The sequence below is a fragment of the Accumulibacter sp. genome, assembly GCF_036625275.1.
Taxonomy (GTDB): domain Bacteria; phylum Pseudomonadota; class Gammaproteobacteria; order Burkholderiales; family Rhodocyclaceae; genus Accumulibacter.
Genome location: NZ_JAZKUD010000042.1, coordinates 19,946 through 37,297 on the forward strand (window position 1 = coordinate 19,946; position 17,352 = coordinate 37,297).

General features: G+C 60.4%; 14 protein-coding genes and 1 other RNA gene. 2 read left to right on the top strand and 13 right to left on the bottom strand.

The features are described 5' to 3' along the window. Positions 1 to 56: 56 nt before the first annotated feature. The 10 genes from ftsW to rnpB form a co-directional block, all read right to left on the bottom strand. On the bottom strand, positions 57 to 1,217 hold the full coding sequence (gene ftsW, locus V5B39_RS13560) for a putative lipid II flippase FtsW (protein WP_332343420.1): 1,161 nt from the start codon (positions 1,215 to 1,217) through the stop codon (positions 57 to 59). Beyond that, positions 1,217 to 2,584, bottom strand: a complete 1,368-nt coding sequence (gene murD / locus V5B39_RS13565) for a UDP-N-acetylmuramoyl-L-alanine--D-glutamate ligase (protein WP_332343421.1) — start codon at positions 2,582 to 2,584, stop codon at positions 1,217 to 1,219. Before murD ends, ftsW begins: the two co-directional genes overlap by 1 nt. Before the next feature lie 2 nt (positions 2,585 to 2,586). After that, on the bottom strand, positions 2,587 to 3,675 hold the full coding sequence (gene mraY, locus V5B39_RS13570) for a phospho-N-acetylmuramoyl-pentapeptide-transferase (protein ID WP_332343422.1): 1,089 nt from the start codon (positions 3,673 to 3,675) through the stop codon (positions 2,587 to 2,589). Then, positions 3,675 to 5,048 (bottom strand): UDP-N-acetylmuramoyl-tripeptide--D-alanyl-D-alanine ligase, encoded by a 1,374-nt coding sequence (locus V5B39_RS13575; protein WP_332343433.1) that lies wholly within the window; start codon positions 5,046 to 5,048, stop codon positions 3,675 to 3,677. The genes mraY and V5B39_RS13575 overlap by 1 nt, the downstream gene beginning before the upstream one ends. Then, positions 5,048 to 6,556 (bottom strand): UDP-N-acetylmuramoyl-L-alanyl-D-glutamate--2,6-diaminopimelate ligase, encoded by a 1,509-nt coding sequence (locus V5B39_RS13580; RefSeq protein ID WP_332343423.1) that lies wholly within the window; start codon positions 6,554 to 6,556, stop codon positions 5,048 to 5,050. The genes V5B39_RS13575 and V5B39_RS13580 overlap by 1 nt, the downstream gene beginning before the upstream one ends. Continuing rightward, positions 6,553 to 8,307: a peptidoglycan D,D-transpeptidase FtsI family protein gene (locus V5B39_RS13585; protein WP_332343424.1), complete on the bottom strand. Its 1,755-nt coding sequence runs from the start codon at positions 8,305 to 8,307 to the stop codon at positions 6,553 to 6,555. The genes V5B39_RS13580 and V5B39_RS13585 overlap by 4 nt, the downstream gene beginning before the upstream one ends. Further along, the gene (gene ftsL / locus V5B39_RS13590; protein WP_332343425.1) at positions 8,304 to 8,582 is read right to left on the bottom strand and encodes a cell division protein FtsL; all 279 of its coding nucleotides are present in this window, start codon (positions 8,580 to 8,582) and stop codon (positions 8,304 to 8,306) included. The genes V5B39_RS13585 and ftsL overlap by 4 nt, the downstream gene beginning before the upstream one ends. 1 nt (position 8,583) lies before the next feature. Further along, complete coding sequence (gene rsmH / locus V5B39_RS13595; RefSeq protein WP_332343426.1) at positions 8,584 to 9,540, bottom strand: 16S rRNA (cytosine(1402)-N(4))-methyltransferase RsmH; 957 nt, start codon at positions 9,538 to 9,540, stop codon at positions 8,584 to 8,586. Next, entirely contained in the window at positions 9,537 to 9,983 is a 447-nt protein-coding gene (gene mraZ / locus V5B39_RS13600) for a division/cell wall cluster transcriptional repressor MraZ (protein WP_332343427.1), read from the bottom strand. The genes rsmH and mraZ overlap by 4 nt, the downstream gene beginning before the upstream one ends. 341 nt (positions 9,984 to 10,324) lie before the next feature. Next, positions 10,325 to 10,688: RNase P RNA component class A (rnpB, locus tag V5B39_RS13605), an RNA gene on the bottom strand. Between the two features lie 164 nt (positions 10,689 to 10,852). Here rnpB and V5B39_RS13610 point away from each other — a divergent pair. Continuing rightward, the gene (locus V5B39_RS13610) at positions 10,853 to 12,505 is read left to right on the top strand and encodes a L,D-transpeptidase family protein (RefSeq protein ID WP_332343428.1); all 1,653 of its coding nucleotides are present in this window, start codon (positions 10,853 to 10,855) and stop codon (positions 12,503 to 12,505) included. Between the two features lie 18 nt (positions 12,506 to 12,523). Then, a complete protein-coding gene (locus V5B39_RS13615; protein WP_332343429.1) occupies positions 12,524 to 13,075 on the top strand; it encodes a YcbK family protein in 552 nt (183 codons plus the stop codon). A gap of 58 nt (positions 13,076 to 13,133) precedes the next feature. Here the strand turns inward: V5B39_RS13615 and V5B39_RS13620 are convergent, their stop codons facing one another. The 3 genes from V5B39_RS13620 to flgK are packed head-to-tail and all read right to left on the bottom strand — an operon-like array spanning position 13,134 to position 17,053. Then, positions 13,134 to 13,670: a hypothetical protein gene (locus V5B39_RS13620; protein WP_332343430.1), complete on the bottom strand. Its 537-nt coding sequence runs from the start codon at positions 13,668 to 13,670 to the stop codon at positions 13,134 to 13,136. Between the two features lie 17 nt (positions 13,671 to 13,687). Beyond that, positions 13,688 to 15,004, bottom strand: coding sequence for a flagellar hook-associated protein FlgL (gene flgL / locus V5B39_RS13625; protein ID WP_332343431.1), 1,317 nt, complete (start codon positions 15,002 to 15,004; stop codon positions 13,688 to 13,690). Positions 15,005 to 15,016: 12 nt separating this feature from the next. Continuing rightward, entirely contained in the window at positions 15,017 to 17,053 is a 2,037-nt protein-coding gene (gene flgK / locus V5B39_RS13630; RefSeq protein ID WP_332343432.1) for a flagellar hook-associated protein FlgK, read from the bottom strand. Between the last annotated feature and the right edge of the window lie 299 nt (positions 17,054 to 17,352).

Sequence of the window (17,352 nt, forward strand, 5' to 3'; positions counted from 1 at the left end):
CGGAAATCCGCTGGGAGGGTGGCCTGCCAGCGCCGAGACGAAAAGGCGACGCGCACTCATATTTTTGCTCCGCGCATCAACTGGCGATTTTCCCAATCGATTCGCAACAGGACCGCCAGTGCCACGCAGTTGGCCAGAATGCCCGAGCCGCCGAAACTCATCAGGGGCAGTGTCAGCCCTTTGGTTGGCAACAGGCCCATGTTCACCCCCATGTTGATGAAACCCTGCACGCCCAGCCAGACGCCAATTCCCTGTGCCACCAGCGCTGAATACAGGCGTTCAAGGGCGACAGCCTGACGACCGATCACGAAGGCGCGCTGGATCAGCAGGCCGAACAAGAGAATGACCACCAACACGCCAACAAAGCCGAGTTCTTCGGCAATCACCGCGAGCAGGAAATCGGTGTGCGCCTCGGGCAGATAGAACAGTTTCTCGACGCTCGCACCGAGGCCGACACCGAACAGTTCGCCCCGCCCGAAAGCGATCAGGGCATGCGATAGCTGGTAGCCGCGACCAAAGGCGTCCGCCCACGGATCCATGAAACCAAAGATGCGATCCCGTCGGTAAGGTGAAAAAATGATCAGTGCGGCAAACGCAGCGGCCAGCACGAGGATCAGGACCACGAACAGACGCGCCCGCATCCCCCCAAGGAAAAGAATCCCCATGGCAATCGAAATGACCACCACGAAGGCCCCGAAGTCAGGCTCCTTGAGCAGCAGGATGCCGACCGCGACCATCGCACTGGCCAAGGGCAGGAAGGCCCTCTTCAGATCATGCATGTGTGGCATCTTGCGTGCGGTATAGTCCGCTGCGTAGAGGACCGCAAACAGCTTCATCAATTCGGACGGCTGCAGATTGACGATCCCGAGAGGAAGCCAGCGGCGTGCCCCATTGACCTCGCGACCAATCCCCGGAATCAGCACCAGCGCCAGCAACACGAAACCGGCCACAAAGAGCCACGGCGACCAGCGTTGCCAGGTCGATAGCCGGATCTGGAAGGTGACCGCGGCGGCGACCAGCGCGATGACCAGAAAAGCCGCGTGTCGCACCAGGAAATAGGCCGGCTGATTGCCAGTCTGGCGGCCGGCCTCGGCCGTCGCCATCGATGCCGAATAGACCATGACCATGCCGATCACCAGCAGCATCAAGGTGCTCCACAGTAGCGCCAGGTCGATTTCCGACGGCAAGCGGCGCGGCGAGTCCAGAGTTCCCAACATCAGGCAGCCTCCTTTTCGATGGCCCGCACGGCGGCAATGAATGCTTCGGCGCGATGCGCGTAGTCACGATACATGTCCATGCTGGCACAGGCCGGAGAAAGCAGCACGGCATCACCCATTTGCGTGTGCGTAGCGCACCAGCGAACCGCGGCAGCCATGTCGGCGCAATATTGCCAGGGGATTCGGCAACCCTGCAGAGCGGCAGCGATGGCCGGTGCATCGCGTCCGATCAGGGCTGCGGCGCGCGCATGCTGGTCGATGGCCGTTTTCAGGGGCGAGAAGTCCTGGCCCTTGCCGTCGCCGCCCAGAATGATCGCCAGCGGGCGGCCCAGGCCTTGAACTGCCGCCAGCGTTGCGCCGACATTGGTCCCTTTCGAATCGTCGAAATAACTGACCCCATTGATTTCGGCGACCCACTCGACGCGATGCGGAAGGCCGCTGAAAGCCTTCAGCGCCGGCAACACCGAGTGCGGCTCGATACCGATCGCAGCGCACAAGGCCAGTGCGGCCATCGCATTGGCTGCATTATGGCGCCCAGCGAGTTTCAGGTCGGCAAGCTTGACGAGTGGCTCGCCACCGCACACGATGCAGGCATCCACCAGCCCGTAGTCACAGCGGCGCGCGGGCGGATTGAGACCGAAGGTTACGACCTCACGCCCGTCGCGGGCGGCCGCCAGGCTGCGTGCATCGTCACGATTGAGGACCATGACGCCGCCGCCCTGAAAAATGCGCTCCTTGCTGCGGGCGTAATCGTCGAGCCCGTTGTAGCGGTCGAGATGATCCTCGCTGATGTTGAGCACGGTCGCCGCGGCCGCCACCAGCGTCTGCGTGGCTTCGAGCTGGAAACTCGACAGCTCCAGCACCCAGACCGCCGGCAGCTCGTTACTGTCGATCGCACACATCAAGGCGTCCAGTGCTGCCGGGCCAATATTGCCGGCAACCGCCGTGCTGCGACCAGCGGCACGACACAGGACACCGGTCAGTGCGGTGGTGGTGGTCTTGCCATTGCTGCCGGTAATCGCGATTACCTGCGCCCGTGGCGACCACTGGTGGAGACCGCGTGCAAACAGTTCGATCTCGGAAAGCAGCGGAATACCAAGCGCCACCGCTTCCTGAATCAGGGGTTCCTGCCTCGGGACGCCGGGCGAGATGGCGATGAGATCAACCCCGGCAAAGGCTGCCGGCACAAACGGGCCGGCAAACAAGGTCGCCTCGGGCACGGCCGTTCGCAGCGCAGCGGTTCGCGGTGGCGTCTCGCGACTGTCGGCGACACGGACCACGGCCCCCTGCCGTGCCAGCCACCTGGCCATTGCCAGTCCGCTTTCGCCGAGGCCGACGACGAGTGTCTGCTTTCCCCGAAGGTCCATGGTCAGCGCAGCTTCAGCGTCGACAGGCCGACCAGCACCAGCATGATGGTGATGATCCAGAAGCGGACGACTACCTGCGTCTCTTTCCAGCCGCCGAGTTCGAAATGGTGGTGCAGCGGCGCCATGCGGAAAATCCGCCGGCCTCCGGTCCACCGGTAGTAGAGAACCTGAGCAGCCACCGACAGCGTTTCGGCCACGAAAATGCCGCCCATGATCGCCAGCACGATCTCCTGGCGGACGATGATGGCTACGGTGCCCAGCGCTGCACCCAGTGCCAGGGCGCCGACATCTCCCATGAATACTTCCGCCGGGTAGGCGTTGAACCACAGGAAACCGAGCCCGGCACCTGCCATCGCCCCAAGGAAAATCGCCAGTTCACCCGCGCCCGGGATATACGGCAGAAACAGGTACTTGGCGTAGACGGCGTTGCCGGCGACGTAAGCGAAGATGGCCAGTGCGTTGGCAATCATCACCGTCGGCATGATCGCCAGGCCATCGAGACCATCGGTCAGGTTAACGGCATTGCTGGTGCCGACGACGACCAGATAGCTGAGGACAATGAAGCCGAAGATACCGAGTGGATAGGAAACGGTCTTGAAGAAGGGAACGATCAGCTCAAGCTGTGCCGGCCCGCTGGCCGTCAGGCCGAGATAGAGTGCCACCACCAGACCGATGGCCGACTGCCAGATATACTTCCAGCGGGCCGGCAGGCCACGCGGGTTGCGATGCACCACTTTTTGCCAGTCGTCATACCAGCCGATGCCACCGAAGCCAACGGTCACGATCAGCACCACCCACACATAACGATTGCTGAGGTCCCCCCACAGCAGCGTGGTGATGACGATGGCAATCAAAATCAGGGCCCCGCCCATGGTCGGCGTGCCGGACTTGATCAGATGCGTTTCCGGGCCATCGCGCCGCACCGCCTGGCCGATCTTCTTGGCGGCCAGCCAGCGGATCAAGCGTGGTCCGGCAATGAAGGAGATGATCAGCGCGGTCATTGCAGACAGCACCGTGCGCAGGGTGATGTACCCGAATACATTGAAGGCCCGCACATCCTGTGCCAACCATTGTGCCAGCACCAACAGCATTACTCGCCTCCCTCGGGTGCCGGAACGCTGATGGCATTGGCCACCCGTTCCATGCGCATGAAACGCGACCCCTTGACGAGGACAGTAGTTGCCGGGGTGAGCTCGGCAGTCAAGGCTTCGACCAGCTTGTCGACATGCGTGTAGTGCTCACCACCAGAGCCAAAGTTATGGGCAGCAAGGGCGCTGGCTTCACCCAACGCGAACAGGCGATCGATCCCCTGGCTCTTGGCGTAACCGCCGATTTCGTCGTGAAACTGGGCGCTCATCTCGCCGATCTCGCCCATGTCGCCGAGCACCAGCACCTTCTTGCCGATCGTCGTCGCGAGTACGTCGATGCCAGCGCGCACCGAGTCGGGGTTGGCGTTATAGGTATCGTCGAGCAGCACCGAGTCATGCAGGGCAAGGCGTCGCTGCAGCCGTCCCTTGAGGCCGCGGAAGTTGGACAGTCCGGCCTGCACGGCCTCCAGCGAGACACCGGCCGCCAGACAGGCTGTGGCCGCAGCGAGGGCATTGCGCGCATTGTGCTGGCCCGGCAGAGCCAGCAGGACCTCGAACTGACCCTGCGGAGCACAGACGTTGAGGCGATTTTCCAGACCGTGCAGGGTGGACCTGCCAGTGACATCAGCCGTCTGTTCAAGGCCAAACGTCATCACGCCGAGCCCACGACTCTGGGCACGCCACAAATCGGCCCAACGGTCGTCAGCATTGAAGACCGCGATGCCGTCTTCGTCCAGACCGCTGTAGATACTGCCCTTTTCGCTGGCTATCGCCTCCAGCGAGCCCATCCCGGCAAGATGGGCGCGCTGGGCATTGGTCACCACGGCAACCGTGGGACGGGCAATGCCCGCGAGATAGGCGATTTCACCGGGATGATTCATGCCCATTTCGATGATCGCCGCGCGATGGGTGGCGTTCAGTCTGAGCAAGGTCAAGGGCAGGCCGATGTCGTTGTTGTAATTGCCCTGCGTAGACAATACCGCCTCCGCGAAAGCCGTCTTGAGGATGCTGGCAATCATCTCCTTGGTCGTGGTCTTGCCATTGCTGCCGGTTACGGCGAGCAGCGGCAGTTTGAAACGACTCCGCCAATCGGCCGCCAGAGCACCCAGCGACAACCGGGTCTCGGCCACCTGCAACAGTGGCAAACCCAGCGCGCGCAGGCTCTCGGCAGCGTCTGCAGCAACGATCGCGGCGACCGCACCACGCCTCTGGGCTGCCGCCACGTATTCGTGTCCATCGAAGTGCTCACCGCGCAGCGCGACAAAGATCTCGCCGGCAACAATGCTTCGGCTATCGGTCGACACACCGCAGAAAGTCACGTTGTCGCCGATCAGTCTGGCAGCCGTCGCACGGGCCGCAGCGAGGAGATCCATCATCATGCCATCTCCCGGCGGGCAGCGAGGGCAGCGCGCGCCTCGGCAGCGTCCGAAAACGGCCGGCGCACACCGGCAATCTCCTGATAGGACTCGTGTCCCTTGCCGGCAATCAACACCACATCGGCGGGATGGGCCAGGAGAATGGTTTGCCGAATGGCTTCGGCGCGATCGGCTATGATTTCAGCGCCTGTGGCAGCGACGCGGATATCGTCAAGAATGGCCTGTGGGTTCTCGCCACGCGGATTGTCACTGGTCAGCACCACGCGGTCGGCATGGCGGACAGCAACTTCTCCCATCAACGGTCGCTTGCCGCGATCCCGATCGCCGCCGCAGCCGAATATGGTGGTCAGACCGGCACCACGGGCAATGGCTACCGGACGGAGCGCGTGCAAGGCACTCTCCAGGGCATCCGGAGTATGGGCATAATCGACGACGACCAGAGGTTCGTTGCCACCGCCGATTTTTTCCAGGCGACCTGCCGGCGATTTCAGGGAGGCAAGACGCTCGGCGACCGCCTGTGGAGTCAGGCCGGCATCAAGCAATACCGCTGCTACGGCAAGCAGATTGGAAACGTTATAACGACCGAGCAGGCCGCTCTCGACCAGGGCGCGACCGCTCGGGGCACACAACCGGAAACGCAGACCATCGAGGGTTTCCTCGACCTGCTCGGCACGGATCGTCCCCTGCCGATCGTCGGGCAGGTCCTGCTGAGTGTAGCCGATCACCTTGGTTGCGGTGCTCAGCATGGCCAGTTCACGCCCGTAGGGATCATCAAGATTGCTGATCGCCAGACGCAGGCACGGCCAGGTGAACAACCTGGCTTTGGCTTCGGCGTAATCCGCCATCGTGCCATGGTAGTCGAGATGATCGCGCGTCAGATTGGTGAACACCGCGACGTCAACGCGGACGCCGTCGAGGCGTCCTTCGGCAATGCCGATCGAACTCGCTTCGAGCGCGCAGGCTTGTGCTCCAGCATCGGCGAAATCGGCCAGGCAGCGCATCAGAGTAGTCGCTTCGGGTGTCGTAAAACCGGTCTCGACCATCTCACCGGGCAAACCCGCACCCAGTGTGCCGATGATCGCGCAGCAGCGCGGGTGGCTGGCACCGAGCCACTGGGTGACGCTGGTCTTGCCATTGGTCCCGGTGACCGCAACCAGAGACAGGCGCTCACTCGGCCGACCGTAGATGGCGTGCGCCAGCGGCCCGCAAAGCGTACGCAGACCGATGATCGGCAAATTGGCAATCCGCCAGGCGCTGTTCCAGGTGAAATCAGTGGTGCTGGTAGCCGTCGCCTCCCACAGGACTGCAGCGGCGCCGTTGGCAATGGCCTCGGCGATGTAACGGCGGCCATCGGCAAGAGCGCCGGGATAGGCCAGAAACAGGTCACCGGGAAGAACCTGGCGGCTATCGTCAGTGACACGACCTGGCACGATGCCGAGCGCTGCCAGCCGCGTCAGGCTTGCCCTGGCAGCGTCATCACGCGCGCGAGTTGCCTGCGTACTACTCACAGCCTCGCCTTGGGTGTCGGCGCTTTGGGACTTTGCGCGACGACCAATGGTACGTCCGGCGCAATGCCGAGCGTCCGCAAGGAGCTCCCCATGACGGAGGCAAACACCGGTGCTGCGACATCGCCGCCATAGTGTTTGCCGGCGCTCGGCTCGTCGATCATGACCGCGACAATCAGGCGTGGATCGGACGCCGGGGCAAAACCGACGAAAGACGAGACGTACTTGTTCGCATAGCGCCCCCCTACGAGCTTGTGCGCCGTGCCGGTTTTGCCGGCCACACGATAGCCTGGAATCTGCGCTTTGGGCGCCGTTCCGCCTGGCAGAACGGCCATCTCGAGCATGCTGCGGACTTCACGCGCGGTTTTGGGGCTGAATACGGCCACGCCGCTGGGCGTAGACGACTCGACCTGGGTCAGCGAGAGTGGCAGAACATCACCGTCGCGAGCAAAAGCCGTATAGGCACGTGCCAACTGGATCAGGGACACCGAAATACCATGCCCATAAGCCATCGTTGCCTGTTCGATTGGCCGCCAGTTCTTCCATGAACGCACCCGGCCACTCACCTCGCCAGGAAAGCCCAGGCGCGGTACCTGACCAAAACCGACATCGTCGAACATCTGCCACATTTTCTGCGACGGCAGCATGGCCGCAATCTTGGCCGCGCCGACGTTGGAGGATTTCTGGATGACCTCGGCGACACTCAGCGCGCCGTGGGGATGCGCGTCGGAAATCGTCGCATTGCCAATGGTCAGGCGTCCTGGCGCGCAGTTGATGATCGTGTCGGAGCGGATCTTGCCCGCCTCGATTCCCAGGGCGATCGTGAACGGCTTGAGTGTCGAACCAGGCTCAAAGGTATCGGTCACCGCACGATTGCGCAACTGGCTCCCGGACAGACCTTCGCGATTGTTCGGGTTATAGGTTGGCCAATTGGCCAGAGCGAGGATCTCACCTGTCCGGACATCGAGCACGACGACGCCGCCGGCCTTGGCGTTGTTGTCGGCAATCGCCTGTTTCAGATGGCTGTAGGCCAGATACTGAATCTTCGAATCGAGCGCCAGACGAATTTCCTTGCCATCCTGTGGTGGCTTGATCGAACCGACGTCCTCGACGATCTGGCCGCGGCGATCCTTGATGACGCTACGGCTACCGGGCTGTCCCAGCAATTGCCGATGAAATGCCAGTTCGACGCCTTCGAGTCCCTTGTCGTCAACGCCGGTGAAGCCGACCATGTGGGCGGTCATTTCACCAGTCGGATAGAAACGACGGTACTCCTTGTCCTGGCCGATGCCAGGCAACTTGAGTGCTGCCACCTGGTCGGCCACGGCCGGCGGAATCTGACGGCGAAGAAAAACGAAGGTCTTGTCGGTGTCCAGTTTTTGGGTCAGTTGCTTGACATCGGTCTCCAGCAGAGCCGCCAATTGCCTCGCCTGCACGGACGTCAGCGTCGTTGCTGGCGGGATCGCCCAGATCGACTTCATCGGCGTCGAAATGGCCAGGACGTCCCCGTGCCGATCGGCAATCCGCCCGCGCGAAGCACTGATTTCGATATCGCGCCGGTAGCGAGATTCGCCCTTTTCCTGCAGGAAATCCGTATTCAGGGTCTGTAGGTAGAACGCTCGTCCGATCAGAACACCGAACGAACCGAGGATCAACAGGGCCATCAGGCGCGAGCGCCAAGGCGGCAGGCGCATCTGCAATAATGGGCTTTCGGCGAACTTGTGCGCCGCCACTTGACCTTTGAAACGCATCATTGCGGCAAGCCTCCGGTAGGGGTCGCGGTGATCACGTGGCCCGTTTCCGGCACACGCATCTTCAGCTTTTCGCGAGCAATTTTCTCGATTCGAGTCGCCGTGCCCCAAGTTGAGAGTTCCAGTTGCAACTGCCCGAACTCGACCTCGAGTTGCCGGGCGTGCTCCTGCTCGGCCTCCAGCGCCTGAAAAATCTTGCGGGCCTTGTGCTGAGAAGTCACCACAGCCAGGCTGCAGATCACCACCGCCAGCAGCAGAAAAATATTCAGGCGAACCATTTCAGGCAGCTTCCCTGGCCTTGGTCAGTTTCTCGGCGACGCGCATCACCGCGCTGCGCGCACGGGGATTCGCAGCAACTTCCGCAGCACTCGCCCGCCGTGGTTTGCCAACCAGGCGAAGTTCCGGTTGCGGCAATTCAGCGGCACGCAAGGGCAATCGTCTGGGCAAGCGGTCGGGTGCCGCCTGGTCACGCATGAAGTGCTTGACGATCCGGTCTTCGAGTGAGTGAAAACTGATCACCACCAGGCGGCCCCCCTGTTTCAAGACGGTCATGGTCTCGGGCAGCACTAGCGTGAGCTGTTGGAGCTCTTGATTGATATGAATCCGTAGAGCTTGAAAGGTACGCGTCGCCGCGTCCTGCCCAGGCTCGCGGGGCCACACGGTCGCGCGTACAAGGGCGGCAAGTTCCCCCGTGGTTGTAAGCGGCCGCTCTCCCCGAGCAGCCACAATCTTCTTTGCAATCTGGAAAGCAAACCGTTCTTCACCATAATTCCTTATGACCTCCGTGATCTCCTGCACCCCGGCCCGCAGTAGCCACTGTGCGGCGGTCTCACCTTGTGTCGTATCCATCCGCATATCGAGCGGCGCGTCGTAGCGAAAACTGAAGCCGCGGGCACCCTCATCGAGTTGCGGCGATGAGACTCCGATATCGAGAAGCACCCCATCGATGCTCTCCTCTGCTGCAATTCCTGCCTGCCGCATGGCGTTGACCAGATCGGCGAAACAGCAATGCATGACGAGTAAACGCCGGTCCTGGATAGTGTGGGCCAGCGCCACTGCCCGCGGATCGCGGTCGAGTGCCAGCAGTCGACCCTGCGGGCCAAGCCGTTCGAGAATCGCTCGCGTATGGCCGCCGCCACCGAAGGTGCCGTCGACGTAGATGCCTGCGGGTTTGATCTCCAGTGCTTCAATCGCTTCCCCCAGCAAAACGGTTTGATGCCGAAGTGACGTGCTCACAGCGCCAGATCTTCGAGACCGGGAGGCAGGAACTGATCGCCAAGAGCGAAGACGGCCTCCTGTTGCTTCTGCCAGCCCACGTCCGACCAGATTTCGAAATGGCTCCCCTGGCCAACGAGCCAGACCTGTTTCTCAAGTTGAGCAAACTGGCGCAATTCAGGCGCAATCAACAAACGACCGGCAGCATCCATACTTTCTTCACGGGCATTACCAACCAACAGGCGCTTGATGGCTGCAGCCTGCCGATTGAAACTCGATGCCTCCAGCACCTTGTCGCGAATCGGTTCCCAGGCTGGTTCGGGATAGAGCAGCAGGCAGCGATGCGGGTGGGCGGTCAGGACCAGTCGACCACTGGCAGCAGACGCAAGCGCTTCCCGGTGACGCGCCGGAATGGCGAGCCTGCCCTTGGCATCAAGACTCAACGCTGCCGCACCCTGGAACATCCAACCAGCCCTTGCTGTACGCCCGTTAAAACCAACATTTTCCCACTTTTCGCCACTTACTCCCACTTTAAGTTAAGGTCTCGTCTAAAGCAAGAGGTACTGCTTTGCTTTTCCCAATGGCTACAATGACTTATGAGCGACTTTTGAGGTAGTTAGAAAGGAAATTACTCGCGATAAAACAAGGGGGCAATCATCACACTTAAAGTAAATTATTAAGATTGAGCCCTAAGTATTCGTACAAATGGCGAGTTGAATGCGAACAACGGTCAGCGAAGTGTCATCAGGGCGAACACCAAGGTGACGTGCAGCGATCGCTGTTCGCCAGACAGGAATGAGGAGGAGGGGGAAGCCGGCCGATAAGCCGGGTTCTGTCGTGGGCAGCCATTCCTCTAGGCGTACTGTTACCAGCACGCTCAAGCAGCCTACCCGGAAGCAGCGCGAGCCACGCCCATGCTTCCCTATTTGGCCTTGCTCCGGATGGGGTTTGCCGTGCCGCCCGTGTCACCACGGTCGCGGTGAGCTCTTACCTCGCCGTTTCACCCTTGCCTGCCCCCATCCTCGGGAACATCGGCGGTTTGATTTCTGTGGCACTTTCCGTCACCTCACGGTGCCCGGTCGTTAACCGGCATCCTGCTCTACGGAGCCCGGACTTTCCTCTCGGCTCCAGGTTTGCACCTCTTGCCCAGCGGCTGCCTGACCAGCTTCCCGATTCGATTATACGCCTCGGCAATGACGGCCCGAGTGAAATTGCGGGTGCTCAAGCCAGGGAGTACAGCCGTCAGAGTGCTGCCAGACTGACCATGGGGCTGCGAATATGCGTGCGATCTCCTGAATGTTTCGTTGATGGTGGATAATGCGCAGTCCGCAACATGCTCCGCTTGCTCATGTCTTCCTGCTCGCTGCTGCTCCCCGCAACACCTGCCTGGCGCTGCCGAGGCCGGTATTTTCCGGCCATCTGCCTGACCATCGGTCTGATGATTGCCAGCCACGGATCTTCCGCGACTGAAGCGCTGTTATGGTTCTCTACAGAACGCCCAACGCTTGCCGCCCAACAGGCCGTTGACCTTCTTGACAGCGCCGCGGCGGACGGACTGGATGCGCAGGATTACAACGCCGAGGGGCTGCGGAAGGCTATCGACAATGCCATCAGCGGAATGGCGCTGGCGACAGACCAGGTCATCAGGATTGATCTTGCCTTGACTTCGGCAATGCGGCGCTATATCACCGACCTGCACTTCGGGCGCGTTGATCCGCGTCAGCTTGGTGCAAACTACCGTCAGGCCACCGGCGCATTCGACGCTGATTTGTTGCTGGCCTCGGCGATCACCGATGACCGCCTTGCCCAAACCGTCCGCAGCGTGGCCCCCGCTCTGCCACAGTACGGCAGTTTGCAGGAGGCGCTTGCCCACTACCGCGAACTGACTGACCACCCCGCCTGGCAACAGGACCTACCGGCGCTACCCAACGGCCACCTGAAACCAGGTGAAAAATATGCGGGCATTGCAGCGCTGTGGCAGCGACTCGAATTGCTCGGCGACCTGCGCACCGATGCTGCACCGCCAGGACGTTACGAGGGCATTATCGTCGAAGGTGTCCGGATATTTCAGGAGCGGCATGGCATGGTACCCAACGGCGTGCTAGGAAAAGATACCTTCGCATTACTCAATGTGCCACCCGCAAGCCGCGCCCGGCAGATCGAACTGGCGCTCGAACGGCTACGCTGGACACCGTTTCTGCCAGCACCGCGCGTGGTCGTGGTCAACGTTCCGGAATTCATGCTGCGTGCCTACCAGGTCAGAGACGGCAGAATCGAGATGAAGACGGCGATGAAAGTCATTGTGGGCACGACAGGCAAAACCCCGACACCACTTTTTGATGCCGACATGCGCTTTATCGAGTTCAGCCCCTACTGGAATGTTCCACCATCGATCGCCAGGAGCGAAACCTTGCCCAGGCTGCGCCGCGACCCCGGCTATTTCGATCGACAGGGCTTCGAATTCGTCGGTAGCGACGGTCGCGTCATCGTCGGTCTGGACAGCACCAGTCTCGACAGCGCCAGTCTCGATGCAGTGCAGCGTGGCCAGATGCGCATCCGCCAGAAGCCTGGGGCAGGTAACGCTCTTGGCGACATCAAGTTCGTATTTCCCAACAAGGACAATATTTATCTCCATCACACCCCGACACCCCAACTTTTCAAACGCGACCGGCGCGACTTCAGTCACGGCTGCATTCGCGTCGAGGCACCGGTGGAACTGGCGAAATTCGTTCTGGCCGATGCGCCGGAATGGAGTGAAGCGCGCATCGTGCAAGCGATGCGCAAAGGCAAATCCACAACCCTTCGCTTGCAGGAGGCCTTGCCGGTGGTCATCGCTTATCACACGGCAGCCGTCCGGGACGGGCGAGTGTATTTTTTCCCCGACATCTACCGGCAAGACCCACTTCTCGACGCTGCCCTGCGTCAGCGATCGCTCGCCGTACGGTCCTCCCACCCCGCCAACATTCCCGCAGAATCAACTTATTAGCCTTGCCATGGAGCAGTCATGCTAAAGCCCTATTCACGCCGCCTGTTTCTCGCTGACGCCGCCCGACTGGTCGTCGTCGGCGCTGCACTGCCACTGGCAAAGCCTGCACTGGCGGCTCTGCCGACTGCGCGCAGCCTCGAACTCGATCACACCCATACCGGCGAACGTCTCTCGGTCGTATTTGCCCTCGGCGACCGCTATCTCCCCGAGGGGCTACAGCGTCTCGACTGGTTTCTGCGTGACCATTACTCGGGTGAAGTCGGCAGTATCGACCCGCAATTGTTTGACCTGCTTTTCCAGCTTCGGCAGGAACTGGGCTGCGAGCAGCCTTTCCAGATCATTTCCGGCTACCGTTGCGCCCAGACCAACGCCAGGTTGCGCCGCACCCGTGGCGGTGGCGTAGCGAAGCAGAGCCTGCACATGCAGGGCAAGGCCATCGATCTGCGCATTGCCTGCGTGTCCCTGGCCGATCTGCGTGACGCCGCAATGTCCCAGGGTGCCGGTGGAGTTGGCTTCTATCCGGATGACGAGTTTATTCATCTCGACACCGGCAGGGTACGTTCCTGGTAGCTGGACAGTCAGTCGCGCGCGGACTCGATACTGGTTGCGAGGGGGCTAGTAATAACCATCAAGGCGTTTTAGGCGAATCGGCCCGAACCAGTTGAATCACGCCTTCCGCGTAACGGTGCGTGAAAGGCGTACTCGAATCGATCCCTTCCGAGTAGTCGAGGATACGGTATGCGGGAACGCCTCGTTCGCGCTGTAGCTGCAATGCCCGCCGCTTGAAAATCAATCCGGATTCCCCATCGCCACCGGTGCGAAAGCTCTTGGCGCGCATCGAAAGGCGGTAGGTATCGGCGTCAAGAATCCTTTCCTCAATCGTCCAGTTGGGCGCCAGAGGATCGTAGATGGCATAGGCCGCAACCGCAGCAGCAACGGCCAGTCCAAAATAAGCGGCATTGCCCGCATATTCCTTGACCGAATAAGCCACCGCTCCGGCAATGACGGCAGCCCGAAGTGGCGCCACGCTCGGCATCGGATTCTGCGCCTCTTTGAAGGAATAGTCGGACAAATGGCTGCTGTCCGGACGGGGTCGCAAGTACCAATCGACGTTTCCACAGCCACTCAGCAGAATGACCAGCAAGAAACCTGCAGGCGAACGCATGGCCATGTTCTTGTAGATCAGAGATATTTGAAGAGGTTCAGACCGCTGATCTGTACAAAAGACTTCTGTGCAGCTTCCAGGTTGACCTGCTGCATCGTAAAGTCGGTGATCGCCTTCGCATAATCCAGATCCTGAAGATCCGACAGGGTCTGCGCATACTGAATATCCAGCGCTTCGGAGTTGCTGCTCAGGCCGTCCAGTTCCTGCAGGTACCCTCCCACGGTCGTGTGCACGCGGCTGACATTGACAAGCACCTGATCAAGATTGGTCAGGTGCCCCTGCAACTGGCCAGAGAAGTCCGTTCTGGTCGTCGCCGACGCCAGCAGCGGCGAACGCAACAGGCCAATCAGCTCCTGCATGGTCTGAAAAACGCTCTTGTTGGCGCTCGGCTTGATCGTGAAAGTGTCACCGGCAGCAGGCAACCCATTGATCACCACTTGTGCGCCGAAGTCAACGTCAGGAATGGTGGTGACCAGCGGAATGGCCTGTCCTGAAACAAAGGGCAGCACCGCGCTGACTGCCTTAGGAGCCAGGGACGTACCTGACGAGTCCGGCGTCGAGGCATCGAACAACTGGTAACTACTGACGCCTGCAACCGAGGAAAACTGCACCTGTAGCGAGAAATTTCCCGTCCCTTGCCAGGGGAAACCGGAATTCAAGGCGCTTTGCCATTTCTGGAGATCGAGCACCGAACCCGGCTCAATAATCCCTGAACCCTGGTTGGGAAAACCGCCGCCGCCAGTGGCTGCCGTCGAAAAGGTGCCATTGCCTTCCCGGATATTCATGAACAAATCGCTGCCGGCCACATTGCTTGGCATCTGTTGAGTTGAGGTCACCTGCAGCAAACGCTGGCCATCATCCCCTGCGTAAGTGACCGAGGAGTTTGCACTGCCGGCAAACGGAATCGTTGCGCCCTGGTAACCTGAAAACAGGTAGTCACCTTCGGCACTCTGACTATTGGCAATCCCAAGCAGGCCGTCAAAGCTTGCTTCCAGATCAATGGCAATGGCCTGGCGATCGCTGTCCGACAGCACCGTATTGCCCGCCTGAATGACCCGTTCACGAACGCTCTGCAGCAGATTGGTCAAGGCGGCGAGCTGGCTATCGACCAGGCCAAGCCGCGCGGTCGCGTCGCCCTGATTATGTGCGTATTGGACGCCGATGTCCTTGGACTGCGAAACAGCGAGCGCTCTGGCAGCGGCGACGGGATCATCCGCCGAAGTCAGCATGCGGCGCCCGCTGGACATTTGATTCTGCAGCTTGAGGAGTTGATTCTGGCTGCGCTCGATGCCGCGCAAACCAGAAGCGTAGGCTTGACTGGTACTGATACGCATAGGATGCTCCCCTTAAGCCGACATTTGCAGAATCAAGTCGAACAGATCGGAACTGACTTGCAGAGCCTTGGCCGCAGCCTGATAGGCCTGTTGATAAAGAATGAGATTGGCCGCTTCCTCGTCGAGATTGACCCCCGAGAGCGATTCGCGGTTGTCTTGGGCCTGGATCAGCAGGGCCTGCTGCGCCGCACTGCTGACCTGTATCTGATTGGTCTTGCTACCGGTCTGGCTGACCAATTGCGCATAGGTTTCCTGGAAGGAAGAGGATTTCCCGGCCATCGTATGCTGCGTCTGGAGCTGCGCGAGAGCCAGCGCGTTACGCCCATCGCTGAGCGCACCGGAATTCCTGGCAATTGTAAAAGTATCGCCATTATTGGGTACGCCAGTGATGGTAAAACTGAAGCCGGGTGTACTCGTCAGCGGGTCGAGAAGAGCAATCGTCGCCCCGCTCGTGTAAGGAACGACATCCGTAGTCGCAGCAATCACCACCGGAGCGGCGCCATTGATCGACACCTGTGCACCCACCGGAAAGTTTTGCAGATTGCCACTCTGGTACTCCAGCGACATCGGAATCCCTGCCACAGCCGCCATATAGCCTGTTCCGACACTGCCCGCCGACACCTTGGCCAATCCGGTATTGGTCGCCCCTGTCGAAGTGCGGACTGGCCCGGCCGCCGTAATCAGGCTGGCGTCCGCCACAACCGCCGGATTGACCGAGAGTTTACGGGCCGCGTCGCGGGTAGGCTGGATCAGATAGCTCGACCCTTCCAGCAGGGTCGGAGAAGGATCCAGCGTAAATCCTTGCGGATCGCTTGCCAGATTGGTGTTGAGTTCCCCGAGATCAGCCCCGTTCCATTGTTTGTTGTCGGAAAGGCGCGTCAGCGTCACACCACTCGCGTCTGCACTCAGCCGGTAATCGCTGCTTCCGAGATCGGTATAGAAGTTTTCGTTGAACGGGGGAGGGTTGACAAAAGTGGCGCTGACAGTCGGGCTGCCAGTCGGATTGTTGGTGTTTGCGATGACCTTCGGCGACGAAACCAGGAACAGATCCGGCGTAAAACTGTTGGGCGCAGGAGAGAGCTGCGATTGGCCGAGCAGGTCCTGCCCGAGAGCACTTTGCGCGTTGAAGGTGAGCGCCAACGAGATCGCATTGCGGCCCAGTTCATTGCTCGCCTGATCCAGCGATGCGCTTCGGAAAGCCAGCAAACCGCCGAGCGAGCCGCCACTGAGTAGCGATTCCGGGATCTCGTGGTCACCCGTCACGCTTTCCTGGCCGACCACCCGCCGGGAAGGATCGCTCGGTGATCGCATGGTCGCGAGATCCATCGTGATCGAACCGGCGACCAGTTGCTGGCCGCTACCGATGAAAACATTGTAACTGCCATCGCTATTGGTCGTGATCTTTGCCTTGATCATCTTGTTCAGATCGAGAACCAGTTGGTCGCGGGTATCCAGCAGATCGTTGGCGGGCTGACCGGTAGCGGCCTGGGAAACCGAGATTTGCTGGTTGAGCAGTGCGATCTGTTTGATGTTGGCATTGATGCTGGTGACGGTTGCCTCGATCTGGCCATTCACCCCATCGTACATCTGGGCGAGTTGGTCACCCATCGACTGATATCGAGTGCTCAGCGTCTGTGCCGCGGAGACCATTATTTGGCGGCTCGCCAACTGGGAAGGATTGGCCGCAACCTCCTGGACACTCGTGAAGAAACCCTGCAACGCTGGCGACAAGCCGGTGCTCGGATCGGCGAACAGATTGTTGATCTGGCTGATTTGAGCGGCATAGCTGTCGAGTTGACTCATGCTGCTCTGCGAACGATTGACCTGGTCGGTCAGAAAGCGGCTGTACATGCGTTCGACGGTCACCACATGCGTACCCTGCCCGAAAAAGCCGCTCCCTGTCTGCTGCGCAAAATTGCTCGCCTGGATCGTCCGCTGTCGCGAAAAGCCTGGGGTATTGGCGTTGGCGATATTATGTTCGGTAGTCTGCAGGCCGAACTGAGCGGCCTGCAGACCGCTGAGAGCGGTACCGATGATTCCTGAGCCCATGGCGTGAGTTCCTCGATGACTATTCTGTAGACGGCACCTGCAGCGATAAATTTAGTCCCGGAGCGAAATTGCTCAGGTCATTATTGAGTGTCGATTGTACTTCACGCGGCACAGTTTTCAGTTCTTGAAGAATGAAGGGGTGCGAACGAAAGTGTTGGGTGGGTACCTGACTCCTTGTATGCTTCGTTTCATGGTTTTTGGTTCATTTGGGAGAGCCTGGGAAGTGATGGCTGAAAGGGGGTCAAGAGGACCGTGGAATAAATGCGAGAGAGGTATTTTCTCTCGCGTTTATGCCGCGA